Genomic DNA, 24288 nt, shown 5'->3' on the forward strand with positions numbered 1-24288 from the left:
GCCCACTACTGCGGAGGGTGGCTCAGGCCTCCTCCGCGGCCTTCTTCGCGATGTCCGTACGGAGCTGGGAGCCGTCGAGCCGGACCCGGGCCGCCGCCGCGTAGGCGCGCTCGCGGGCGCCCGCGAGGTCCTTGGCGGTCGCGGTCACGGAGAGCACCCGGCCGCCCGCGCTGACGACCGCGTCGCCGTCCCGCCGGGTTCCGGCGTGCAGGACGTACGCATGCGGCGCATCCTGTGCCGCGACCTCGTCGAGACCCTCGATCGGGTCACCCGTTCGCGGGGTGTCCGGGTAGTTGTGGGAGGCGATGACCACGGTGACCGCGGCGTCGTCGCGCCACTTCAGCGGCGGCAGCTCGTCCAGGGTGCCGTTGGCGGAACCCAGCAGGACACCGGCCAGCGGGGTCTTCAGCCGGGCCAGGACCACCTGGGTCTCCGGGTCGCCGAATCGGGCGTTGAACTCGATGACCCGCACCCCGCGCGAGGTGATCGCGAGACCCGCGTACAGCAGCCCGGAGAAGGGCGTACCGCGGCGGCGGAGCTCGTCGACGGTCGGCTGGAGGACGGACTGCATGACCTCCTCGACCAGCTTGGGGTCGGCCCACGGCAGCGGGGAGTACGCGCCCATGCCGCCGGTGTTCGGGCCCTCGTCGTTGTCGAGAGCGCGCTTGAAGTCCTGGGCGGGCTGGAGGGGCAGCACGGTGGTGCCGTCGGTGATCGCGAAGAGGCTCACCTCGGGGCCGTCGAGGAACTCCTCGATGACCACGCGGTCGCAGGCCAGCGCGTGGGCGCGGGCCACATCGACGTCATCGGTGACGACGACGCCCTTGCCGGCGGCGAGACCGTCGTCCTTGACGACGTACGGAGCGCCGAACGCGTCCAGCGCCGTGTCGATCTCGGCGGCGGTGGTGCACACGTAGCTACGGGCGGTCGGGACACCGGCCCCGGCCATCACGTCCTTGGCGAACGCCTTGGAGCCCTCCAGCCGGGCCGCCTCACCGGAGGGGCCGAAGCAGGGGATGCCCGCGGCGCGCACGGCGTCGGCGACCCCGGCGACAAGCGGCGCCTCCGGGCCGACGACCACCAGCTCGGCGCCCAGATCAGTGGCGAGGCGCGCGACGGCGGCGCCGTCGAGTGCGTCGACCGGGTGCAGTTCGGCCACCTCTGCGATGCCGGCGTTGCCGGGGGCGCAGTACAGAGCGGTGACATCGGGGTCGAGGGAGAGAGAGCGGCACAGGGCGTGTTCGCGGGCGCCGCCGCCGATGACGAGAACCTTCACGGGGTGGAGCCTAGCCGCCGGGGCGGGGCGGCCTCGACGGCCGCCGGGTTGTGGACACGAGGGACGGAGCGGGGAGGCCCTACGGACGCCGGAGGCGGGGACAGGGACAGGGACAGGCGCCGGGACCGGTGCAGGTGCCCGGGACCTGGGCACGGACGTCCGTCCCCCGGACAGGCGTCCAACAGCCAACCCTGGCTCCCCCGTACACGCGCCGCACACGCTCGCTCTCCCCCCGACACGCGCCGCACACGCTGTCTCCCCCGACACGCGTCCCACACGCAGGCTCCCCCGACACGCGCCCTAATCGTTGGTGAACTCCTCCACCACCGTGGCGCCCAGCTCGCGGACGATCAGCTCGTGGCCGGAGAGAGCGGAGTCGACCAGGTCCGGATCGTCGGCCTCTGCGGTGTCGTCCTCCGGGGCGACCGACCGGGGCCGTTCGGGAGCGGTGTACGGCGGCGACGCGGGCGGCGTCGCGGCCGTCTCGCCACCTCCCGGCTGCTGCGGCCGCTCCTGGGCCGGCCGGGGCTCGTACTGCTGCTGGGGTGCGGCCGGCGCCGGGCGCTGCGGTGCGGGCGGGGGCGTGGGGCGGCCGCCGCCGGTGGGCGGGGGCTGTCCGGCGCCGCCCGACGGGTCGACGATCGCCTCGATCTTCCACTGGGCGTTGAACCGCTCGGCCAGTGCCTGCTTCAGCACGTCCTCGCTGCCGCTGCTCGTGAAGTTGTCGCGGGCGCCCGAGTTGAGGAAGCCGATCTGGAGGGTGGTGCCGTCGAAGCCGGTCACCTGGGCGTTCTGGCTGAGCAGGATCCAGGTGAACCGGCGGCGGCCCTTGACCGCCTCCAGGATGTCGGGCCACATGGTGCGCACCTGCCCGGCGCCCTGCGTCATGCCCGGGGCCGGTTCCGGGGCGGCGGGCCCCGGAGCGGGTGGAGCCGACGCGGCCGGTGCGGGGGCGGCGGCCTGCGGGGCCGGTGCCTGGCCGGGGGTGGAGGCGGTCGGCCAGCCTCCGGGGCGGCGCCCCTGCTCGGGAGCGGCCGCGGCGGGCCAGGCGCCGGGCCGCTGACCGGCAGCCGGGGCGGGCGGCGACTGTACGGGCTCTGCGGGCGGGGCGGCCTGCGCCGGGGCGGGGGGCGGGGCGTCCCCTCGGGCGGCGGCGCGCGCGGCGGCGGGTCCCGATCCGGGGTCCGGCTGAGCTGGGGCGGGGTACGGGGCGGGAGCGGGGGGCTGCTGCGCCTGTGCGGGCTGTGGTGCGACGGGGGCGTGGGCGAGCGCCTCGGGCCCGGGGACGTACCCCATGGCGGGCCCAGGGCCGGTGGTGGCGAAGGACGCGCCGCGCTCCAGCCGGTCCAGCCGTGCCTGCAGCGAGCGCTCGTCGTCGAAGGCGGCGGGCAGCAGGACCCGGGCGCAGATCAGCTCGACCTGGAGCCGGGGCGAGGTCGCCCCGCGCATCTCGGTGAGCCCCTCGTTGACCAGGTCGGCGGCGCGGCTCAGCTCGGCGGCCCCGAAGACGGAGGCCTGGGCCTGCATCCGCTCGACGACATCGGCGGGGGCGTCGATGAGCCCCTTCTCCCCAGCGTCCGGCACCGCGGCCAGGATGACCAGATCGCGCAACCGCTCCAGCAGGTCGGCGACGAAGCGCCGAGGGTCGTTGCCGCCCTCGACCACCCGGTCCACGACCTCGAAGGCCGCGGCCCCGTCGCCCGACGCGAAGGCGTCCACGACGGAGTCGAGCAGTGAGCCGTCCGTATAACCGAGCAGCGACGTCGCCATGGCGTATGTCACACCGTCGTCGGCGGCGCCGGCCAGCAACTGGTCCATGACCGACATCGAGTCACGCACGGAGCCGGCCCCGGCCCGTACCACCAGAGGGAACACCCCGTCCTCGACGAAGCTGTTCTCCTTGGCGCACACCTCCGCGAGGTAGTCGCGCAGCGTCCCCGGCGGCACCAGCCGGAACGGATAGTGGTGGGTGCGCGACCGGATGGTCCCGATGACCTTCTCGGGCTCCGTGGTCGCGAAGATGAACTTGAGGTGCTCCGGCGGCTCCTCGACCACCTTCAGCAGGGCGTTGAACCCCGCAGAGGTGACCATGTGCGCCTCGTCGATGATGTAGATCTTGTAACGACTCGACGCGGGCCCGAAGAATGCCTTCTCCCGAAGATCACGGGCATCGTCCACACCACCGTGCGAAGCAGCGTCGATCTCGATCACATCGATCGATCCCGGCCCGTTGCGCGCCAGGTCCTGGCAGGACTGGCACTCCCCGCAGGGCGTGGGCGTGGGCCCCTGCTCGCAGTTCAGGCAGCGGGCGAGGATGCGCGCGCTGGTCGTCTTGCCGCAGCCGCGCGGACCACTGAACAGGTACGCGTGATTGACCCGGTTGTTCCGCAAGGCCTGCATCAACGGCTCAGTGACATGCTCCTGACCGATGACCTCGGCGAACGACTCGGGGCGGTAGCGGCGGTACAGCGCAAGGGACGACACACATACGAGGCTATAGGGGCGGACCGACAACCGGCCCCGGGCCGGGCACACCATCAGCTCCGGGCCAGGCACACCACCGGCTCCGAGGGCACAACCACCCCGAAAACCCGGCGCCCCGGACACGTACCGAACGGCCCCGGAAACGTAAGGACCCCCCACGCACCCGCCAGAGCCAACCTACCCTTGCTGCCTTCCGGCCCTGGGGGAGTTCAGTCAGATAGCGCCACGTGAGGGGCTGATGCCCACCTTAGCCGATCCCCGCCCCCACAAGTCCACCTCCCCACCCCTCACACCCCCGCCGGGACCCCCTCGGGACCGCCGACGGGGAACGGGTTCGCGAGCACTCCTCAACGTCTTGTATTGTTTGCCCCGGAGGATTCGCCTAGTGGCCTAGGGCGCACGCTTGGAAAGCGTGTTGGGGGCAACCCCTCACGAGTTCGAATCTCGTATCCTCCGCCATTGCTCTCACCGGGCAATACGTCGAAGGGCCCCGCAGTTCGCTGCGGGGCCCTTCGGCGTTGGTGGTTGCAGTTCTGGTTGCAGTTCGTGTGGCGGCCCAGCCTGGACCCACCAGACGGTCCCCTACCGGCACCTAGGCATCCCTCGCAACTTCGACCGGCTTTGTCGGTGGTGAGTGGTAAGTCTGTTCTCCTACCGATCGGCTTCTCGGGTGAAGGGGCGGACAGCCATGGCGGGGGAGAGCTACGTCGACCACGACGTCCTCAAGGCGTACGCGAAGAACAAGGTGAACGTGCCGAAGGAGGAGGCGAAGGAACGCCGCCGCCAGGTGAACTACCTGCGGGAGCGGCTGGAGGACTACATCGCAGCCCACCCAGACTTCGACCTCGTGAAGCTCCGAGCATCCGGCAGCACGGCCAAGCACACAGCGATCCGTCGCAGGCGCGGCACAGGGTCTGACGCGGATGTCGCCGCGTACCTGCGCGTCGGCGATCCCGCCATCGACGTCTCGACGGCACTGGCCTGGCTGGAGAAGCGTTGCAAAGAGGTCTATGGCAAGACGAAGGTTGCGGAGGACTTCAAGCTCTCCGACCACGCTGTCGGTATCACGATGCGGGACTCCGGCTTGAAGATCGACGTGGTGCCGGTGCTCTACACCGGCGAGCCGGACGACCAGGGCTACCTGGTCACCAGTGGCGGCATCAAGGTACTCACCTCGGTCACTCTGCACCTGCGCTTCATCGAAAAGCGCAAGGGGGAGGCCGGCGACGGCTACCGGGAGCTTATCCGCCTGCTGAAGGGATGGGTCCGGGAGAGCAAGGAGGGCGATCCGCAGCTGCGCTGCAAGTCCTTCCTGATTGAACTCTTGGTCGCGCACCTCTGGGACGTCGGCTGGAACGGACAGCCGCTGCAGGTTGACGACTATCCGCAGGCGATCGAGCAGGTCCTCTCCTACATCGTCCGCACCGGCCTGAAGACACCGATCGCCTTCACCGACTACTACACGGCCGACGAGGTGAGCGCGACGACAGACCCTATCCAGGTCTGGGACCCGGTCAATCCGGAAAATAACGTCGCTCGCGGCTACACCGAGTTCGACCGCCAGCGGTTGGTCAACCACGCCAAGACGACCCTCGACACGCTCGCGACGGCCGCCTACGCGACCACGAAGAGTGAGGCGCTCGACCTCTGGCGCGAGCTGTTCGGCCCCACCTTCCCGGGAGAGTGACCATGACCGGCTCGTACTCCAGATCCGCTTCCGGCTCGTTCACGATCACCGATGCCCGCTACGTCGGAGGCAGAGTCGCCGCGGACCTGCGCCTGCTGTACAACCTCTACGGCGAGCCCTCCCTCGAGAGAATCGAGAAGTTCGCCGAGGAGGTCGCCCTGCTGCTGCGCGACGGCTATCTCGACACCGTCGACTACGGCTTCCGCGACACGGCAACCAACGCCTGGAAGTTCCGCCTGCGCTATAGGGCCACGGCCGGCGGCCAGCTCATCGACTCCCGGCCAGGCAGCTTCCCTGACGCGGTCGACCTCACCGGCTACACCTTTCATAGCTTCCTGGACTACAGCTCTGCCTTCTGGCTCCTGACCAGCAGCCAGAAGGCCGGGGTCAAGGAGGCCCTGCCGATCTCCCGGACGACCGGCACCGCCCCGAGTGCCGTCGCGGGCACCGGCACCACGGGGCACGGCTACGCCCGCAACGGCACTGGAGTCTCACGCGACGTCTACGTCGCTTACTAGTCCGAAGCCTTTGAGCAGGAGGAACGAGCACGTGACCAGCCAGGACGACCTGTTCCACTCCGTCATCGAGTTGCCCGAGCCCACCCGACGCGCCCGCTACGACCGCTTGATCGGCCTGGACGAGACGAAGCTGCGCCTGCGCAAGGAAGCCACGCTCCTCGCGGATCCGCGCCGGCTTCGGTCTTGGGCCGCGCAGTACCACGGTGGCGACGTCGCCGCTCTCGCTCTGTTCGCAGACCGGGCGCCGCTGTTCGTTTTCGCAGGCGACGTCGGCTCCGGCAAGTCCGCGCTGGCCGAATCCTTCGGCTGCGACCTCGCCGACTGGCTCGATCTGCCGGTGTACCTATACCGGCTCAAGCTCGCTACCCGCGGCAGCGGCTTGGTCGGCGAGATGACCTCGCTCATTGGAGACGCCTTTACCCACATGCACACAGTGGGCAAGCGGGCGTCGGGCTCTGGGGGAGCACGCGCAGTGCAGCTTCTTGTCGTCGACGAGGCGGACGCCCTCGTGCAGTCCCGCGAGGCCCAGCAGATGCACCATGAGGATCGCGCCGGCGTCGACGCGTTCCTGGCCGGCATCGACGGCTTGACCGGCGCCGCGCTCCCGGTCGTCATCGTGCTGTGCACCAACCGGGTCGGCGCCCTCGACCCGGCCGTCATGCGCCGCGCCGCGGCCACATTCACCTTCACCCGCCCCAGCGACGAGCAACGCCACGCAGTCCTCACTCAGGCTCTCGACGGACTCGGCATCCGACCGGAGACCGTCCGCAAGGTAGTCGTGCTCACCGGCCCTACTGAGGGCCGGCCCGGCTATACCTTCTCCGACCTCACCCAGCGCCTGGTCCCGGCAGCTGTCTTCCGTGCCTTCCCCGACCGGCCCGTCATGGACGAGGACCTCCTCGCCCTTGCCGAGGAGATGGAGCCCACCCCCATCTTCACCGAGGAGCGCTGATGGCCCACCTCCCCGCCCCCGGCCCCACCAGCGTCCGCACCACCGGTGACTACTACCAATGGCTAGTCGCCTGGGAGGCATGCCTGACCCTCCTCCGGGAGAACGCCGCCCGTTCACATAACCCTGTGCGCGCCGTCGGCGTCGAGCTTGACGGCGTCGGCAATCTCGACGACGTCGTCATGCTGCGCGATGTTCCTCCGAGCACTTACAAGCAGGTCAAGTACGCGGTCGACAGCGCCACACCGGTCAACGTGGAATACCTGACCAAGCCCAGCAACAGCGGTGGCCCGTCGATTCTCAAGAAGATCGCCAGGACGTGGAAGCAGTTGACCGCAGACGGCGGCAGCGTCGAACTGCACTTGGTCACCAACCGGGCGGCCGATCCTGCTGATGATCTGGTGAAGGTCTGCGATGCCCGCACCGGGCTTCTGCTGCCAAAGGCAGGCGTCGGCGGAGACAAGTCGGATCGCGGCAAGGCCCGTGCCCGGTGGGCCGAGGAAGCAGCTCTAACCGAGGCCGAGCTCCTCGACCTGCTGTCGGTTCTGCACTTCGACCTGTCAGTGAACATGGTCAAGTACCAGGAATATCTGCAGCTGTTGATGGCCGTCGCGGGTCTACACAACGACCAGCGGGCGTTGGAGGCGGGAGCCGGATGGGTCGCCAAGATGGTCCGGAATGGCCAGCGCGAGCTCACGCTGGCCATGGTCGAGAGTGCCGTCACCGAGTTGGGCCTGGAGGCCGGCCCCGCTCGGGCTGTCCTGTCGATCGCCACTCTTAAGCCAGACCCGATGGCCCCGGACGCCGACCACGCCATTGATTGGGTTGACCGCTTCGAAGGCGAATCCGAGTACACAAAGCGTCGACCCTTGTCGCCGAATACCTGGGCCCAGTTGCAGGCGGACATCGAGGCCGCGCCCGGGCGCCTCCCCGCCGGTACGACCGCCGTCTCCGTCACGGGCAGCATCCGTCTAGCGCCAGCCTTCCTGGTTGGTACCACCTTCCGCATGGTCACAGGGACCGACCTGGCAGCGCTGCAGCGGGGGAGGGCCGGCAGCGAGCTCTGGTCCACCAACGACCCGTTCGAGACCCCGTTGGCCCCGGAAGTCGCTGAGCACGAGATTGGCCAAGGCGACGAGATCGCTGTCGCCATCGCGGTCTCGACGGAGATCACCAGCGACGTCCTGGAGTACCTGCACGAGCAGAACCTCCCGGTCGGTAAGCTCTTCGTCTTCGCCCCGCCGAGCGGTAAGGCGAATGACGGCTCCGTCCATGGCAGCACCGCCGCCAACGCTTTGGCAGTGGGCATCCGCGATCATCTCCGCCGCTCCACTCGCCGAGTTCAGCGCATGCACCTCTTCCTCGCCTGCCCGATGGGACTTGCTGTTCTGCTGGGCAACCGATGGAACCGGCTGTGTCAGACCGTCGTTTACGAGGACATCAAGATCGGCGACGGATACGAAGCCGCATTCACCGTAGAGGCATAAGAGCCTCAAGCCCAGGGGCGCCGGACCTCAGTGTTCAGAGGGTCGCCAGCCTCTGCGCAGAGTGCGGGCTCCGACCATTGGCGATCGGAGCCCGCATGGCGCCCACCTGCAGCAGGATCAGAGGGCGGGTGGCTCGCCAGCCCGGGGCCAAAGCAGCCCACCGACCTTGTCCGCTGTGTCCTTGAGGACGCGGCTGGTCAGGTGCTGATAGCGGCGGCGCATCCGCGCGGACTTGCCCGGTTCCCACCCCATGATTCCGTCCACCACCGCGTCAGAGATGCCCAGGATCAGCAGGACGGTCGCTGCGGTGTGGCGAGCGTCATGGAGGCGGCCGTCGCGGACTCCCGCCGCCTTCAGCAAGTCCTTCCACTTGTGGAAGTCCGTGTTCGGGTTCAGAGGCTCACCGGTCGGCGAGGTAAAGACGTACCCCTTCTCCGTCCACAGATCGCGTGCACGCTTCCGCTCGCGGTCCTGCTCCTCCTTGTGCTGGCGGAGTAGCGCCATCAGCTCACCCGGGACACCGATGGGCCGCTGACCGGCGCGGGACTTCACGCTCTTGGTCTCCCGCCGAATGTTGATCTTCTGGGGACAGAAGCCAGACTTGCGCCCGCAGCGGTCGCCGCAGCCGTGCTGGTAGCGGGGCCGCAACCGGCCTCGGCGTACGCGGATCACATTGAGTTCGAAATCGACGTCGGTCCACTGCATGCCGAGGACCTCGCCCTGTCGCAGGCCGAGCGCCAGGGCGATGACCCAGCGTGCGGTATTGCGATGCTTGTGCGCTTCGGCGAGAAGGCGCTGAACCTCCTCGACCGAGTACGGCTCAACCTCCTCCTCTTCGACACGAGGGCCCTTGGCGATCGTGGCTGGGTTGACCGTGAGGTGAGCCCGACGCACCGCTTCGTTGAGGGCGGTGCGGACGGTCCGGTGACTCTGATGGGCGGTGCCGGCGGCGCTTCCGTTGTCCTGCATCTTCTTGTAGAAGCGCTCCAGGTGTTCGGGCTCCAGCTTCTCCAGGCGATGGGCGCCGAGGCCGGGTATGAGGTGGTGGTAAACCGCGACGCGGTAGCCGTCGATGGTGTTCTCGGAGACGTTCGGCGCGGCAATGTTCTCGACCCAGTGGACGAGCCAGGTCTCCAACGTCCAGTTCTGGCCAGCCTTGCGGACAGCCCCCTTGTCCCGCTGGCGCTCCAGTTCACGGACAGCCTTGGTGACGTCGGGGCGGGTCTTGCGGCTGATGTGGCGCCGGTCAGGTGCACCGTCGTCCTTGGTGCCGACGGTGACGTATCCGTGCCAGCGGCCGTCCTTGCCGTGGAAGATCGACGAGGCACCGTTTGGCTGACGGCCTTTCGCCGTCCTGCCCCGCGTCATGCTGCGGCCCCGAAGTCGCTGGTCGTGAAGTGCCTAGCCAGGAAGTCGTTCACCGCCTCTGCTGGGATACGGCGCAAGCTGCCGATCTTCACTGAGGCGATCTCGCCGGAGGTTACGTACTCGTACAGCTTCGTTCGGCCGATACCGATTCGGCGCGCGGCCTCAGCAACGGTGAGGGCCACGAGGGTGGTGTCGACTCCGGCGGGACGTCGTTCGGAGAGCAGACTCCGCAGGTCGGCCTCGGGGACGTCCAGCAGGTCCGCTATCTGGGCAAGCGGCAGTTCGGTGCGGTGCAAGGGAGGGTCCTCTCCTGGCAGGCTAAGGGACGGCGAATCCCGATGGGCCGGCAAGTCGTTCAGGGATGGGCGTGAAGAGAAGGAACCAGAAACGGCAAGCCCTCGCTGTTCGTAGCAGCGAGGGGCCGAGTCAGCTCTGTTCGGACGGCGCGTCCATGCGCTCGCCGAGGTAGCTGCGAAGCCGAGTTGGCGCTCCAAGGTGGTGATGGAACTCGCCATTCGAGGCGATGGTCAACTCGTGGGTCAGCAGAGCCTTGACCATGTCTTCCTGGTTGGGGTTGGCGTCCGTGTACGCCGTGAGTTCGTCCTGGATCCGGCGCATGTCCTTGCCCAGGGCCCGCCATTCCTTCCATCTCGCGACGTAGTCGCCGACGAGACGACGGACCAGCGGGTTGGCGAGCTGGCCAGGGGGGCTGGTCAGCTCGTCGAAGGTCAGGTCGAAGACCTTGCAGAAGCCGAGCGCCTCATCGAGGTTGACCCGACGGCGGGGCTTGCCGCTCTCGATGCGCCAGATAGCGGACTGGTTGACCGGGTGGCCGGCGTCGGCCATTCGTTCGGCGAGCGTGACCGTGCTCCACCCGCGCGCCTCGCGTTCGAGCTTGATGCGCTCCGCGACATGATCCTCGGCCAGCGGCCGCTCCGGCCCCGCGCGGGAGGCGCCTTCGTCACTGCTCATCACTGCACCTCCTTGCCGGGGCCCGATGGACAGCCGGGGCGATGATGAAAACTAAACACCATTCCGGAACGGAATGCAACCGTTGCGCTTCCGAAAACGTCAGGTACTGTAGACGTCCACCCTTGAACGGGGGTGAACGCAAAAAGCCCCCGACGCTACGAACGTCGGGGGCCAAGCACGAACTCTCGTAACCGCCCATCCCTGAACGATTGACCCGCGTGGCCTGGGATTCGCCGTCCCGTACGGCCCGCAAGTTGAGGAGCTCAATGTCCAGTATGGACGAACCCGGGCCGACCGCGCCACACCTCGCGGAATCCGGCCGCCAGCCCACTCCGGGCGACCTCACCGCGGTTCCGCCGCACGACGTCGACGCCGAAGCTGCCGTGCTGGGGGCCTGCATGCACAAGGCCGCGGTGATCGACGAAGTACGCCAACTGCTCGACGCGGCCGATTTCTACCGCCCCGCGCACGAGACGGTCTGGCGCGCCATCCTCGCCCTGCACGGTGGGGACAAGCCGACCGACCCCATCGTCCTGTCGCACCAGTTGCGCGCCCAGGACGACCTGGAACGGGTCGGCGGTGTGGTGTACGTCCACCAGCTGGCCGACGCCGTGCCCTCGACGAGCGGCGCCGCCTACTACGCCGGCATCGTGCGCAAGCTGGCCGACCTGCGCCGCTTGCGTGCCTCCGGCATCCGCACCGCCCAGCGCGCGATGGAGCCGGGCGCCGACCCGGACGCCATCCGCAGCGAGGTGGAGTCGGAGGTCCGCATCGAGCGCGAGCGTGCACTCGCCTCGGGACAGGGTCGGCTCTCCCGGTTCATCACCGACGGATGGCTCTTCGTCACCGAGACCGGCGCCGACACCGAGCCGCTGTGGGGCACGCGGGAGCAGACGGCCTGGTCATCCGGCGAGAGCCTGATGATCGTCGGAGCACCCGGCGTAGGAAAGACCACCCTGGCTCACCAGGTGATCCTCGCCCGCCTGGGTCTGGCGGACAGCGTCCTGGACATGCCGGTCGCACCGAGCCGACGGGTGCTGTACCTGGCGCTGGACCGGTACAAGCAGATCGCCCGCGCCATGGCCCGCAGCATCGGGCCCGAACACGAGCAGCGCTTGCGCGACGGGCTCGCTGTCTGGCAGGGACCTCTGCCCGCCAGCCTGGACAAGGAGCCCGACCTCCTGGCAGACCTCGCCGCAGCTCACCAGGCCGACACCATCGTGATCGACAGCCTCAAGGACGCGGTGAGCACCCTGGTCGACGACGCACTTGGCGTCGCCTACAACAACGCCCGCCAGCGAGCCATGCGCAACGGCGTCGAGATCATGGAACTCCACCACCAGCGCAAGGCCACCGAGGGCGCCCCACGCGCCCAGAAGCCCACCCTGGACCGGGTCTACGGATCCACCTGGATCACCTCCGGCGCGGGCAGCGTCCTCTTCATCGCCGGGGAAGCAGGCGACCTCGCCGTCACCCTGCACCACCTCAAAACCCCCACCGGCGAGATCGGCCCCCTCCAGGTCATCCACGACCACGAACGCGGCACCTCGACGCTCGACCCCGCTCTCGACCCGGTCGCCATCCTGCGCCAGCGCCCCGACGGACTGACCGTGCGCGAGCTCGCCATGATCCAAAGCGGCCAGAACAACCCCGAGCGCTCGGCCACCGAGAAAGCCAGGCGCACCCTAGACCGGCTCGTCAGGGCTGGCCTCGCGGACAAGGCCGAAGGAGCCGCAGGCGGAACCGGAGGCGGCCAGCAAGCCCGCTACCGCGCCTCCCTCCGCCACATTGGCGCAGTCTCCTGACCCCACCGCCGGACGACGGGACCGTACACGAGGGCGTACACGCACCCCCTCCCCCGCACACCGGCCCACGCCTCACCGCAGGCGTACACGCCAAGCACAAAACCCCAGGTCAGACGATCACGCGATCGTTCACGCCGTACACGCACGCCAGCGTTCACGCGTGAGCCCCCCTCTAGAAGGGGGCTCACGTGTACGCCCCCTCCGTGAACGCCGTGATCGCCTCCGCAGAACCATCCCGGAGAACCCCGCATGACCACACCCGCCACACCCCACGACACCCCCCGGCACACTCAGGCGACGCCCCGCGCCCAGGGCACGAAGCGACAAGCAACGCCCCAGCACGCTGCCGAGCGATACGCCCTCGCCGCGGCCGGAACCGTCATCATCGCCCTCACCGCCGGCGGCTTCTGGCTCTCCTATGCCCACCTTGCCCAGGTCGCCGGACAGCATGGGCTAGGAAGCTCCCCGATCCGGCAATGGGCCTGGCCCGCAACCCTGGACGCATTCATCGTCGCGGGCGAACTGCTGATGCTCCGCTCCGGCCTTCGCCGGGTGACCGACTGGTGGGCGGTAACTCTGACCGCCATCGGATCGGCCGGATCCATTGCGCTCAACGTGGCCGGGGTGAGCGGCACAGGCAACGAGAGCGTCGCACCCCTACTCGACTACGTGGTCGCGGCGGTTCCCCCGACCGCAGCCCTGCTGGCCTTCGGAGTGCTGATGCGGCAGATCCACCAACTGGTCGACCAAGCTTCCGACCGGCCCGCCACCGGTTCCGGCGAGACGCCGGAATCGCCTGCCCTGCCGCCCGCGCACACCGGGCAACCGCGAACCGCCGCATCCGGCTACCCGAACACGCCTCTCGGGATCTCGAAGGGTGTTCCGCGAGGCGGTCGTCCGGTCAGCGCAACGGTCGAGGAACTGGTCGAGATTGGGCGGATCGCCGCAGCCGAGAAGCGGAAGCTCACACGGGACATCGTGCAACAGGCCATACGGGAGAAGGGACACACGGTCGGCGGCCAAAGGCTGACCGAGGTCATGGAAATCCTCCGGTCGGAACCCGGCGCCGATCGGAACGTCGGCTGATCGCCCGCCATCCGGTGGCCGAAACGCCTCCGGCCACCGGCCAGGGCGGTGCCCCGCCCCTCCGCCTGATCGCTCGTTCCCGCCTACGGCCGTAGCCGTGCCCCCGCATCCTGCCGTCCCTCCCGCACTACTCCGGAGAACTATCCGTGACCCATGATTCGCACCACCCCGACGCCAACATCGGCTCACCGCTGACACTGACGAAATCGCCTACGCTGGCGGAACGTCTGCGGCGGGCGTTCGGACGGACGGCTCCTGGCGGAGCCAGTAGTACCCCGAGTCCGACTCGTGGCCGGTCTTCGGGGGTCTCCGCCCCAGGGGTGACGGAAACGGCCCAGCGCCAGGGGGCGCCGGACCAGGCGGCCGTGACCGAGGATGGCCCCGACCCGGACAAGCTCCACGCTGCCCAGCAAGCGATCCTCCACCCGACGCGCACCGATGCGCCCGCCGCCAGCGAACCGGCCGTGCAGAGCGTCCAGCCAACGATCCGCCGGTTCACCGGCGACAAGCGCACCAAACGCGTCGGCCCCATGCGCTTTACCAACGACGAGCACACCAGCCTGCGCGAGGCTGCAGCCGAGCACGGCTACAAGGGCGAATCCGGCTTCGCCGCCGACATCGTCCTCGCCTTCCTCGACGGCCGCTTCACCGCGAACCTCCCGCTGTCCGAGGACCGACGCCGCACCCACATGTTCCGTGCCCAGGTCCTGCGCGCACTCAACCGCATCGGCGTCAACGTCAACCAGATAGCCCGCGCCCTCAACAGCGACTACAACCCGCCCGACATCCGCCAGCGCCTCGACGAACTCCACCACCTGCTCACCCTGATCGCCGAGGCCCTGAGCGGGCCCACCGGCCCGAGGGCGGACGTGTCCGCATGATCGCCGCCATCAAACCGGCCGGGTCCAACACCCGCGGTCTGCTCGCCTACCTCTACGGCCCCGGCCGGCACGACGAACACCTCGACCCGCACCTCGTCGCCGGTTTCGCCATGCTCGGCATGCCCGACCCCGGCCGCGACGAGAACGCCACCCTGACCCAACTCGGCCACTACCTCGACGAGCCCGTTCGGCTTCGGAACAGCGAGTTCGGCCAACCTGTCATCGACCATGTCTGGCACTGCCCCGTGCGCGCTGCACCCGAAGACCGCTACCTCTCCGACACCGAGTGGGGCGAGATCGCCCAGCGCATCGTCCAGGCAGCCGGCATCGCCCCTGCAGGCGATGATCTGGCGTGCCGGTGGATCGCAGTCCGTCATGCCGACGACCACATCCACATCCTCGCGACCACCGTCCGCGAGGACGGTCGCCGCCCCAGGCTGCACGACAGCGGTATCCGGGTCGGCGACGCGTGCCGGGAGATCGAGAAGGACTACGGGCTGCGCCGCCTGAAGAAGGGTGATCGCACCGCCAGCCGGCGCCCCACCCAGGCGGAGATGCACAAGGCCGAGCGCCTCGGCTGGGAGCAGACCAGCCGCGAATGACTCCAGAACCGCATCCGCGCCGCCATCCCGCACACCACCAGCGCCGAACAGCTCCTCGCCTACCTCGAAGCCGCCGACATTCTGGTCAAACCCCGCCGCGGACCAACCGGAGACCTCCTCGGCTACGCAGTCGGCCGGCCCGGCGACCTCAACAAGGACGGCGAGCAGATCTACCACCCCGGCGGGAAGATCGCCCCCGACCTGTCCCTGCCCAAGCTGAAAGCCCGCCTGGAGACCAGCGCCCCCGAGGAACAGCCCACCGCCCGCCGCAACCGGTCCACCACTCCCTGGCATCAGGCCACCGACGCCCTCGACACATTCCACACAGAGATCACCGGCACAAACGCCGATGACGGCGGGGACGCACGAGCACAGGCGCACATCACGGCCCTGGGTGAACTCATCGAAGGCACCGCCCAGATGGCTCCCGCTGGCCTCCGACCTCAACTTCAAGCGGCCAGCCGGGCATTTGCCCGTGCCCAGCGCTCTCAAGTACGGGCCGAAGACCGCGCCGCCCACGCTCTGCGGGCAGCAGCCCGCGACATCGCCGACACCGCCACCGGCCACGACGGCAGCGCGCTCGCAGCCTTGGTCGCGGCGCTCGTCTGGGCCGCCATCCTCGCCGGACGCTGGCATGAGGCGAAAGGCCATGCCCACCAGGCCGACGCCGCCCGCCGAGCCGTCCAGCACCTCCAGTCAGCAGCCGACGACGCACTCGCTCCGACGCTCACCGAACTCGAAGCTCGCTGCCCCATGGAAGAGACCCGTTGCACCCTGGCGAGCGATGTACGTGCTGCCGTTCCCGAACACGCTGAGCGGATCCTCGCCGACCGCGGCTGGCCCGCCCTCGCCACCGTCCTGGCCGACGCCGAAGCCGGAGGCCACAAACCCCACCAGCTCCTCAAGGAATCCGCGGCCTGCCGCGAGCTCGGCACCGCCCACAGCCCCGCCCGCGTCCTGATCACCCGCATCCAGCACACCAGCCGCAACCCCGCACCCAACCGCCGCGCGGAAGCAGCCCGCCTGCGAAGCACCACCGCAGCAGCCTTCAGCGTGCCGTACGCCGATACTCAGCCGCCCACGACACCCTCAGCCCCCACGAACAGGCCAAGCCGCCCACGCCGCTGACTCCAGCAAGGAGAGCCCGCTCGCCGAGCCCGCCAGCAGCACGAGCCCGCCCCAACCACACTCCCGGCCAATCCATCAGGAGTCCTACAGCCCCGGACCGCAATCCGCCGGATCGACTTCAAGTACCGGCTTGGCCCCGCTTGCCACGCTCCAGTGGTGCGTCTCACCAGGAGCTTCTTCTGCCCGCCCGGCAAAAGATTTCTTAGGGGAAGATTCCCTTCTCGAAAAAAATGAGAGAGATCATCGTAATTTGATCTTGACCTGAATCCATCATCACTGACGATCACGCCTGCCGGGGGAGGAACTAGTTTTCGCCACTCGGATCTTGGCGAAATTACCCCCGTAGGTAATGGCTTGCAAGGCGCTCTTGTTGGTCCGAAGGGTCGGTTCTATGATCGCCCACTCGTGTTACCTAAAGCCGCCGGGCGTTCATCTGCCGCCGGGGCGGCTTGAACTAAGTGGGGGTTGCTGGTGAGTTGGGGAAGTGTTGAGTCAAATGAGATTTCTGAGGCTGATGAGGCTCGACGTCAAGAGGAATACAGGAACAGCGTCAAGAAATTCGATGAGATCGAAGATGACCTGAGGACCTCGCGAACCTTTCAAAGGATATATATTCTCTGCCTGCTGGGCGGCATAATCCTTACGTTCCTCCTCGGCTACACGGTTATCGTGGGTCTCTGGAAGTCGCAGCCTGTCTTCACTAGATGGGCTGGGCTCATCATCGTCAACTGCCTTTGGGTAGCGATGGGGTGGGCATTATGGAAGAACCGAAAGAAGGTTGTTGCTCGAACTGGTGCGCTGCGTAATGCGCTTCAGGATCGGCAAACTGCCGCTGCCAAGCTGCCTCTCGACTCCCCTTCCGGGCTTCGGATCTACCGCGAAGCCTCGCTTGACCTGATTGATCAGTACCGAAATTCAGCGAACAAAAATCGCCGGATTCACAACGTCTTTCAGGGCATCATTATCACTGGGTCAATTGTAACTTCGACGCTTGCGGCTATGAATGAGGGCAGTAGTCAAGTGCTGCGCCTTTCTGCAGCTTCCCTCAGTGCACTCGTCGGGATTTCGGCAGGCGTCACCGGATACTTCAAGTTTCGCGAACGAGGATATAATCTACAATCCACGGCCGATGATATCGAGAAGCACTACAACGCCTCGCAATTCATGCTCGATGAATACGCTGGGCGGGATGGCGAGCCGCCTCTTCCTGAAGCTGAACGGCTTCGGATATTTGCGCGTTATGTGGAACGGCTGAAGGAGGAGCAGCGCAAGCGCGAGCTCCAGCTCGAAACGTCCAGCTCCGGGAATGAGGAGCGCGCGAGCTGATGTTTGTCCTGTGCAACCCTGCGTACTCCGTCGCGATGAGATGCTTGACGGGGCCTTCTGGAGTCCGGAAATGAGGGCGCGGCAAACCAGGTGGCTCCTCGCTCCGCTCTGGCAATGGAGGGCTCGACGCCTCGTAGACGCTCATGGCCTATCTATGTCTGACTCGACGGCTTGGTGTCTTGTCGCTCTCGCGCGAGACCCAGTGGAATACATGCCGCTCGTTCGGCACGTAGTGCTTCAGCGATCGCTGGGTGCATCGATTACTCCAGGGGTGGTCCTCGATTCGTGGCGGGACCTTGATTCGTGCGAGAAAACGAGACGCGTTGCTTGGCTCAACCGGTATGGAGCTACACCTTTGTACCGATTGGGCGTGCCCGAAGAAATCATCGAGTTGGCGGGTCTGCACGTAATTGAGTGGCAGCTCCCGCCGGGGCGAGACGCGGCTTCCTTGGTTGCTCAGAAACACCCTCACTTTCCGGGAGATGTCCAGTAGAGCGTTTATGAGAGGCCAACAGACGCTGGCTATCTTTTTATGCCCCCACGAGGAAGTAGAATTATTTATGTGGCCGTTCCAACACGAGGTGAGAAGCACGATATTTTCTTCCTCCGGCGATGGGCGCTCTTTTGCTCGGCGCTCGTAGACTCTCCGATGCTGATTGAATTGGAAAGCGGTCATGGTGCAAGCCTCAAGGCCAGAGCCCGCGTCGGAGGCCCTGCCACAGCCGCAGATCGGCAACGCCGGCATCGTCATTAGAAGCCCGCGGCAAGACGCCTCAGCAACAACGGCTGCTGGGCCGGTCACCATGCGTGGTGACCGGCCCGCAGTCGGCGTACTTCTGATAGCGGATCCTTCGCTGTGAAGAGACGTCACGGGGCTATTTATCTCTGCCGTCGTCCTCACCCACGACGCAGCAGGCTGCCCCGCGCGCGATGCTTACCAACGCGGCGTCCGCCAGGTTGCTCGGCCGTCGCGAACGTTCTCAACGGGGCCGGACACGACGGTGCACCGTGGAGGAGGATGGCCTGCCAGACCTTCTCTTGCAGGGCCCGGATGCACGGGCCACAGGCGTACATGGCGGCCTGGGCGCCAGCCACGCTGACGGGGCCGATCCACAGAACGCGGGTCCAGCCCTGACCGCAGTAGAGCCAGCAGTGTCCATCGGTCCAGGCGTTGCCGTCGTCGGTGTCCGCCGCTGCGGGCAGACCGCCGCGGGCAAACTCGGCGACGCCGGGTATGACCCGCGGCGTCACGGCCAGTTCCATAAACACGCTCGGTCCTCAAGATCGTTCGCTCGGTGCAGCCGCCCCGGCCTGCTCCTGCTTGTCGACGTCGGCGAAGAGGAGCGTCGGTTCGGCGAGGATGTCCCGGCTGGACTCGCTCTTATAGATCTCGTCGACGCTGCCGAACCGGGCCAGTGCGTAGTCGAGGTCGAGCAGATCTGCAGCCTGTCGGACGGATGCTTCGTCGGGTCCTTCGATCTCGACGAAGGTGGGGAGGTCCGGCCAGGTGTCGAAGTCGAAGGCGACTTCGCCCAGGCGCCACTCCTCGCGGTAGTTCTCCTGGTAGCGCACCTCGCGCAGGCCGACGTTGCGGAGGATCTCGGCCATGGCGTGCAGGTCGGACACCTCGGTCTCGATCTCGGTGGTGCCGTCGATCGTCGTGGAGTCGGTGACCTGCTTCAGCGTAAGAGTGGAACGCGTGCCCTCGTCTCTCAGGCGGACCCAGGCGCCGCCTTCAAGGGCGTTGTTCTCGAAGATCTTCCGGGTGAGCAGGGTGCGCGGAAACGCCTGGACAGCTCCGAGTGCCGTCAGTTTGGCCTGGAGGCCGTCGACGTCGACGGCCAGGAACTTGGCTTCGTACTCGTGCTTCATAGATCCTTCTTCCCGTAGCTCTAGGAGGGGGTGGAGGCACGGGCGGCGAGGAGAAGGCCCATGCGGTGGTTGTGGTCCTGCAGCTGTCCGACGTGCGCCTGCTCGGTGAACTCGTTGGTCCGCAGGGTGAGCAGGACATTCCAGTCCCCGATGAAGTAACGCCGGAGCTTCTCGGGGGATGTGTAGTGCTCCAGCACGTGGTGGCGTTGTGTGAGGGGCATCATGAACTCCGCGCCGAACAGACCGCCGGGCCGGACCAAGCGCTGCATGTGGTCGACGAACTCGCCCAACGGCCGGTGGTGGTTGGCACTGTAATGCCACGAGCAGCTCGTCCAGACAGCGTCACAGGGGGCACCGTCGGGCTTGGAGGCGAGGAAGTCCTCCTCCACGACTCGGACACGGTCGTGAAGCCCTTCCTGCTTCAGGCGCTCGATCATGCCCATCGCGTGACCGGTACTGCCACCCGGAAGCTGGACCTCGCCACCGTGGAGGGCGAGCGGGTCGCGCTCGATGGCGATGACGCGGTAGCCGGCCGCGGCCAGTGGCACGACGAGTCTGCCGTCGCTCGCGCCGATGACCGTCACGGTGGAGTCAGGCTCCGTACGCTCCTTCAGCGCGGCGAGGAACTGAGGGAAGAAGGTGAGGGTATGCCGCCACATGCTGGGTGTCTGCACTGGCTTGCTCTCCTTGCGGGTCGGTGCTCAGGACGGCTTGGAGTACCTCGTCAGGGGTGAGACCGGTGGTGTTCACGCGGTGCATCGGGAACGAGGCGTAGTCGTCGGTGATCTTGTCTGCGGTGATCTCGGCGAGGGCGTCCCAACGCGAGACAGACTTGTCGCGCCTGGCGAGTCGGCGCTGACGCTCACTCTCCGCGCAGGCGAGGTAGTAGGTGACGGGACGAGGGAGGCCCGGCGGCAGGGATACGGAGAGGTCGGCTCCGAAAGCACGGTGATTGGCCAGGCACCGCGCGAAGTAGCTTTCGACGACGACCGGAATGCCGGCGGACAGGTACCGCTGGATCTGATCGGTGGCGGTGAACAGGGCCGAGAGGTAGAAGCACATGCGCGCCTCTGCGTTTCCCAGCCGGTCGACCTCCTGCCGCAGTGCCTGGTAGGTGGGTGGCACGGTCGGGACCAGTACCGCGCCACGAGCGGCTGCGAGCATGGGGGCGAGGGTGGATTTGCCTGTGCCGCGGAGCCCTTCAACGCTCTCGAACGACGCCGGGTCAGACACGTCCGTACACCACGTCCGGCACCGCGAGAGTGAGTTCGTCGGTGGCGGACGGCCGGTGGTCGATGTGATCGGCGAGCTTGTCGTACCAGAAGGCGTGCGAGTCCTTGCCGACAGCCTTGCAGGACATCGTGAGCGCGCCGCGCGGGTCGGCCTCGATCCGCTCGATCTCCACAGGGCCCCCGGCAGGGAGGCAGACATCCGGCGCACCCAGCTCGGACAGGTCCTCGTCGAGGATCACCTCGATGTCCAGCTCGGCAGAGGCCAGGCCCTCCCGCAGACGGGTGTAGGCCGTGGCGTCGTTCACGAGGAGCTCGGGGTGATCCGCTGCGTTGCCAACAGGCCGAAGGCAATGGAGTTTCAGCTGCTCCACCCCGTGGTGCTGCAACGTGCGGGCGAGCGGCAGAACCTCGTCGATGTTGCGTGAGGTGACCGTCATGGTCGCGCCGGCCCGGATGCCGAGTTGCTGGGCGATTTCGAGGGCGCTCAGGGCACTCCGGTAGCTTCCGAACTTGCGGATCTTGTCGTTGGTCGTGCCGATGCCCTCCAGCGATACCCGGAGCAGGTCCAGGTCGGGTGCGATCTCGGTGAGCCGGCGCTCGATCCGGTAGCCGTTGGTGCAGATCTCGACTCGCATACCCAGGTCGCGCTTGGCGTACCGGACTACCTGGGCGAGGTCTCGGTAGACGAACGGCTCGCCACCCAGCAGGGTGACGGCCTCGGTGCCGTACTCGTCACGCATCAGCGTGAGGAGGTTGACCGCCTCGTCCGTGGTGAAGGCGTCGGCGTGCTGGAGCCGTTTGCCATGGAAGCAGTGCAGGCATTCGAAGTTGCAGCGGTAGAGCAGCTGCAGGTACAGCATCCGGATCCTGCGGATCCCGGTGACTTCGCTGATCACGAGGGTCTCCTTCGGGGCGCTTGCCTGGTGGGAGACCCGATATTGGCGGGACAGGTACGGACCTCGTCACCGCGTATCGGGACGCTCCGAGGACGTCCTGGGACGTTTTCAGCGTACGGAGAGCGCCTCCAGAATCCCGAGTACACGGCCAGAGTCCGTCAGGTCGGGCAGGACCGTATGGGCACCGGCATCTGCCAGTTCTTCGGTGCTGTGGACGCCGGAGGCAACCGCGATGATCTCGGAGCCCGTAGCTAGTGCGGCCTCCACGTCCCTCGGGGTGTCTCCGACAAGCACGACCGGCACGCCATACGGGGCGCCCCGCAACTGATGGGCGCGCTCCCGGGCGACAGCGACCAAGTCGGGGCGCTGCAGGGCATCTGCCCCGTAAGCGCCAACAGGCAGGTCGAGAAAGGGATCAAGGCCGAAGGCCGCGACCTTCACGCGGGCGTTGTCCGCGATATTGCCGGTGAGCACCGACGACACCCAACTGCTGCGCACGGAAACCTCCTTCAGGACTTCCCGCACGCCGGGCAGGGCTGTCCCCCGTCGGCTGAGATCGTGGAGACGCGCCTCCCCTGCGCCGGACAGCGCCCCCTCGATAGCGGTCCAGTCCGGCTCGGCCAGGCCGTTCCGCTGGAACATGTCACGCATGATCAACCGGTCAGTACGCCCTTCCGTTCGCGCCGGCCCGGCGGGCGCCCTTCCCGCCAGGGCCGTGAACGCGGCGGCGTAGATCTCCTTGCTGACCCCGGCGTTCTCGATGAGGGTGTGGTCGATGTCCCACAGGACGATGAGCTCCATGCGTCCAGCGTAAATACAGCGTTCATGGCCCCCTTCCTTCTGTGGAACGTCCCGAAACGTCCTTGCTGCTCCTGGCCGTCTCGGCTTGTATGGCACCTGTGAACGAGCGATTGCACTCCGTGCTCGCCCAGCGCGGAATCCCACCTGAGTCACTCGCCGAAGTCTGCGAGGTGGACCCCAAGACCGTTGGCCGGTGGCTCGGTGGGCGCGTTCCCCATCCCCGCCACCGCTTCCGTGTCGCCAAGCACTTACGGGTCGAGGAACTGTTCCTCTGGCCCGCACCGGTGCCGAGCACTGCGCAGCAGCTGGCAGGATCAGGGCAGGAGTTGGTCGGGACTTACCAGAATCGGGCGAGCGTCCCGCGAGACACGTGGCTGTCGCTGCTCAACGGCGCCCAGGAGCAGATCAGCGTCCTCGTCTTCTCCGGCACCTTCTTCGCCCAGTCCAACCCTCACGTTGCCAAGATGCTCGCCGAGCGCGCATCAACCGGAGTGCGAGTGCGGCTCTGCTTCGGCGACTCGAAGGGCCAGGCCGCAGCAATCCGGGGCCACGAAGAAGGAATTGGCGACACGCTCGCCGCCAAGATCCGCGCCTCTTTGACCTACTACCGGCCCCTGTTGTCCGAGGCCGGATGCGAGGTGAGGCTGCACGACACCACGCTCTACACCTCCATGTTCCGGTACGACGATGACCTTCTGATCAACCCGCACGTCTGGGGCCAGCCGGCCAGCGCCAACCCTCTCCTCCATCTCCGCAGAGCAGACACCGCAGGCTGGTTCGACAACTACGCTCAGAGTTTCGAAGCTGTCTGGGTCACCGCACGGCCCTGGACACCAGACCAGGAGGGGCCCTCGCCACATGGGCAGGACTGAGTACTACAACGACCCCAAGGCCCCCAAGGCGAACACGCTCATCCCCGCCAACAACCTGCTCGTCGTCGACGACAACGGCGCCATACTCCTCCAGCGCCGCCGGGACACCGGCCAATGGGCCCTGCCCGGAGGAGCCCAGGACATCGGCGAGACCGCCGCCCAGTGCGCCGTCCGTGAATGCCTGGAAGAGACCGGGATCATCGCCGAGATCACCGGATTCTTGGGGGTCTACACGAACCCGAACCACATCGTGGCCTACACCGACGGCGAGATCCGCCAGCAGTACGAGAACACCTATATCGGCCGACCGGTGGGCGGCGAGCCCACGATCAACGACGAAGCCGACGGCGTCCGCTACGTCCAGCCGAGCGACCTGGACCAGTACGACATCCACCCGAGCATGCGCCAACAGATCGGCGACTACCTCGCCGGCACGTACCCCTACCTGGGCTGAGCCGCCAAGGCTGCTTCCACCCGGGTGACGGCTGCGCGGATGTCTGGCTCCGCCCTGCGGATGAACCGCCCCACGACGCTGTCCGCCCCGTAGCGGCCCACGATCTCCGCCACCCGCTCAGCTGCAGTGGCTCTCTCGCCATCGGGTGTCGTTGTCATGTCGCAGTACACGAGCGCGTCCACAAGTGGCCTCTCATCCAGCAAGGGGAACTCGCGTTCCAGTACCTCCATCAGCCCGCGCTCCTCGGCTTCCAACAGCGCGAACGAATGGTTCGCTACCAATCGGACCAGCCGCTCATCAGCACCGTGCTCGTCCCGGAGAAACCGCGCCCCGTCGAGCGGGTGGAACCCCGTCTCCGCCAGCCGGGGCGCGTATCCCACGTCGTGCAGCACAGCAGCAGCAATCAACAGCTCAACGTTCGCTGTCAGGGCCGGGCCGAGCCCGGCGGCACGTGCCGCCACGCCCTGCGAATGCGCCCACCGTCGGGGAAGCGCGTCACTGAGCTCCTTTTCGGCTACCTGCGTCGCCCACGTCAGCATCGTTTCGTCCATGGCCCTTTCCATGCCCCGCAAGAGCCGAAGTCAGTCGTATG

The 24288-nt window shown here is 67.4% G+C and carries 22 protein-coding genes, 1 tRNA gene, 1 other RNA gene and 1 pseudogene; 12 read left to right on the top strand and 13 right to left on the bottom strand.

Annotated elements, in window-relative coordinates; genetic code table 11:
- Positions 1-22: 22 nt before the first annotated feature.
- The 3 genes from purD to ffs form a co-directional block, all read right to left on the bottom strand.
- Positions 23-1276: a phosphoribosylamine--glycine ligase gene (purD, locus tag RLT59_RS17465; RefSeq protein WP_311304257.1), complete on the bottom strand. Its 1254-nt coding sequence runs from the start codon at positions 1274-1276 to the stop codon at positions 23-25.
- Between the two features lie 300 nt (positions 1277-1576).
- Entirely contained in the window at positions 1577-3760 is a 2184-nt protein-coding gene (locus RLT59_RS17470; protein ID WP_311304258.1) for a DNA polymerase III subunit gamma and tau, read from the bottom strand.
- A gap of 143 nt (positions 3761-3903) precedes the next feature.
- Positions 3904-4000: signal recognition particle sRNA small type (gene ffs / locus RLT59_RS17475), an RNA gene on the bottom strand.
- Between the two features lie 131 nt (positions 4001-4131).
- Between ffs and RLT59_RS17480 the strand changes: the two genes are divergently transcribed.
- The 5 genes from RLT59_RS17480 to RLT59_RS17500 all read left to right on the top strand — a co-directional run bounded on the left by RLT59_RS17480 (position 4132) and on the right by RLT59_RS17500 (position 8401).
- A tRNA-Ser gene (locus RLT59_RS17480) sits at positions 4132-4219 on the top strand.
- Positions 4220-4448: 229 nt separating this feature from the next.
- On the top strand, positions 4449-5447 hold the full coding sequence (locus RLT59_RS17485; RefSeq protein ID WP_311304259.1) for a CBASS oligonucleotide cyclase: 999 nt from the start codon (positions 4449-4451) through the stop codon (positions 5445-5447).
- Positions 5448-5449: 2 nt separating this feature from the next.
- Positions 5450-5965, top strand: coding sequence for an HORMA-1 domain-containing protein (locus RLT59_RS17490; protein WP_311304260.1), 516 nt, complete (start codon positions 5450-5452; stop codon positions 5963-5965).
- Positions 5966-5996: 31 nt separating this feature from the next.
- Positions 5997-6917, top strand: coding sequence for an AAA family ATPase (locus RLT59_RS17495; protein WP_311304261.1), 921 nt, complete (start codon positions 5997-5999; stop codon positions 6915-6917).
- Positions 6917-8401: an SAVED domain-containing protein gene (locus RLT59_RS17500; RefSeq protein WP_311304262.1), complete on the top strand. Its 1485-nt coding sequence runs from the start codon at positions 6917-6919 to the stop codon at positions 8399-8401. The genes RLT59_RS17495 and RLT59_RS17500 overlap by 1 nt, the downstream gene beginning before the upstream one ends.
- Before the next feature lie 117 nt (positions 8402-8518).
- Here RLT59_RS17500 and RLT59_RS17505 read toward each other — a convergent pair whose 3' ends face one another.
- From RLT59_RS17505 to RLT59_RS17515, 3 genes are all read right to left on the bottom strand, one after another.
- On the bottom strand, positions 8519-9769 hold the full coding sequence (locus tag RLT59_RS17505; protein ID WP_311304263.1) for a tyrosine-type recombinase/integrase: 1251 nt from the start codon (positions 9767-9769) through the stop codon (positions 8519-8521).
- A complete protein-coding gene (locus RLT59_RS17510; RefSeq protein ID WP_311304264.1) occupies positions 9766-10065 on the bottom strand; it encodes a helix-turn-helix domain-containing protein in 300 nt (99 codons plus the stop codon). Before RLT59_RS17510 ends, RLT59_RS17505 begins: the two co-directional genes overlap by 4 nt.
- Before the next feature lie 130 nt (positions 10066-10195).
- A complete protein-coding gene (locus tag RLT59_RS17515) occupies positions 10196-10741 on the bottom strand; it encodes a helix-turn-helix transcriptional regulator (RefSeq protein WP_311304265.1) in 546 nt (181 codons plus the stop codon).
- Positions 10742-11016: 275 nt separating this feature from the next.
- Here RLT59_RS17515 and RLT59_RS17520 point away from each other — a divergent pair, with 275 nt between their 5' ends.
- The 5 genes and pseudogenes from RLT59_RS17520 to RLT59_RS17540 all read left to right on the top strand — a co-directional run bounded on the left by RLT59_RS17520 (position 11017) and on the right by RLT59_RS17540 (position 17569).
- On the top strand, positions 11017-12546 hold the full coding sequence (locus RLT59_RS17520) for a DnaB-like helicase N-terminal domain-containing protein (RefSeq protein ID WP_399126912.1): 1530 nt from the start codon (positions 11017-11019) through the stop codon (positions 12544-12546).
- 249 nt (positions 12547-12795) lie between these two features.
- The gene (locus tag RLT59_RS17525; protein ID WP_311304267.1) at positions 12796-13632 is read left to right on the top strand and encodes a DUF2637 domain-containing protein; all 837 of its coding nucleotides are present in this window, start codon (positions 12796-12798) and stop codon (positions 13630-13632) included.
- A gap of 320 nt (positions 13633-13952) precedes the next feature.
- The gene (locus RLT59_RS17530; protein ID WP_311304268.1) at positions 13953-14513 is read left to right on the top strand and encodes a MobC family plasmid mobilization relaxosome protein; all 561 of its coding nucleotides are present in this window, start codon (positions 13953-13955) and stop codon (positions 14511-14513) included.
- Positions 14510-16243, top strand: a pseudogene (locus RLT59_RS17535) (relaxase/mobilization nuclease domain-containing protein). The gene RLT59_RS17530 and the pseudogene RLT59_RS17535 overlap by 4 nt, the downstream one beginning before the upstream one ends.
- 471 nt (positions 16244-16714) lie before the next feature.
- A complete protein-coding gene (locus RLT59_RS17540; RefSeq protein WP_311304269.1) occupies positions 16715-17569 on the top strand; it encodes a DUF4231 domain-containing protein in 855 nt (284 codons plus the stop codon).
- 897 nt (positions 17570-18466) lie between these two features.
- Here the strand turns inward: RLT59_RS17540 and RLT59_RS17545 are convergent.
- From RLT59_RS17545 to RLT59_RS17570, 6 genes are all read right to left on the bottom strand, one after another.
- Positions 18467-18832 carry a hypothetical protein gene (locus tag RLT59_RS17545; RefSeq protein WP_311304270.1) on the bottom strand — a complete coding sequence of 122 codons (366 nt, stop codon included), beginning with the start codon at positions 18830-18832 and terminating at the stop codon, positions 18467-18469.
- 15 nt (positions 18833-18847) lie between these two features.
- The gene (locus tag RLT59_RS17550) at positions 18848-19441 is read right to left on the bottom strand and encodes a class IV adenylate cyclase (protein WP_311304271.1); all 594 of its coding nucleotides are present in this window, start codon (positions 19439-19441) and stop codon (positions 18848-18850) included.
- Positions 19442-19461: 20 nt separating this feature from the next.
- A complete protein-coding gene (locus RLT59_RS17555; protein ID WP_311304272.1) occupies positions 19462-20115 on the bottom strand; it encodes a class I SAM-dependent methyltransferase in 654 nt (217 codons plus the stop codon).
- Entirely contained in the window at positions 20033-20674 is a 642-nt protein-coding gene (locus RLT59_RS17560; RefSeq protein ID WP_311304273.1) for a P-loop nucleotide/nucleoside kinase family protein, read from the bottom strand. The genes RLT59_RS17555 and RLT59_RS17560 overlap by 83 nt, the downstream gene beginning before the upstream one ends.
- Positions 20667-21569, bottom strand: a complete 903-nt coding sequence (locus RLT59_RS17565) for a radical SAM protein (RefSeq protein WP_311304274.1) — start codon at positions 21567-21569, stop codon at positions 20667-20669. Before RLT59_RS17565 ends, RLT59_RS17560 begins: the two co-directional genes overlap by 8 nt.
- 108 nt (positions 21570-21677) lie before the next feature.
- Positions 21678-22370, bottom strand: a complete 693-nt coding sequence (locus RLT59_RS17570) for a haloacid dehalogenase-like hydrolase (protein WP_311304275.1) — start codon at positions 22368-22370, stop codon at positions 21678-21680.
- Between the two features lie 98 nt (positions 22371-22468).
- On the opposite strand from RLT59_RS17570, the gene RLT59_RS17575 reads away from it, so the two are divergent.
- Together RLT59_RS17575 and RLT59_RS17580 are read left to right on the top strand one after the other, a co-directional pair.
- Entirely contained in the window at positions 22469-23242 is a 774-nt protein-coding gene (locus RLT59_RS17575; protein WP_311304276.1) for an XRE family transcriptional regulator, read from the top strand.
- Positions 23229-23696: an NUDIX hydrolase gene (locus RLT59_RS17580; RefSeq protein WP_097921667.1), complete on the top strand. Its 468-nt coding sequence runs from the start codon at positions 23229-23231 to the stop codon at positions 23694-23696. Before RLT59_RS17575 ends, RLT59_RS17580 begins: the two co-directional genes overlap by 14 nt.
- On the opposite strand, the gene RLT59_RS17585 is transcribed toward RLT59_RS17580, so the two are convergent.
- On the bottom strand, positions 23684-24247 hold the full coding sequence (locus RLT59_RS17585; RefSeq protein WP_311304277.1) for an HD domain-containing protein: 564 nt from the start codon (positions 24245-24247) through the stop codon (positions 23684-23686). The two genes, RLT59_RS17580 and RLT59_RS17585, sit on opposite strands and share 13 nt — an antisense overlap.
- Positions 24248-24288: the final 41 nt, after the last annotated feature.

It is taken from the genome of Streptomyces sp. ITFR-6, assembly GCF_031844725.1.
GTDB lineage: Bacteria > Actinomycetota > Actinomycetes > Streptomycetales > Streptomycetaceae > Streptomyces.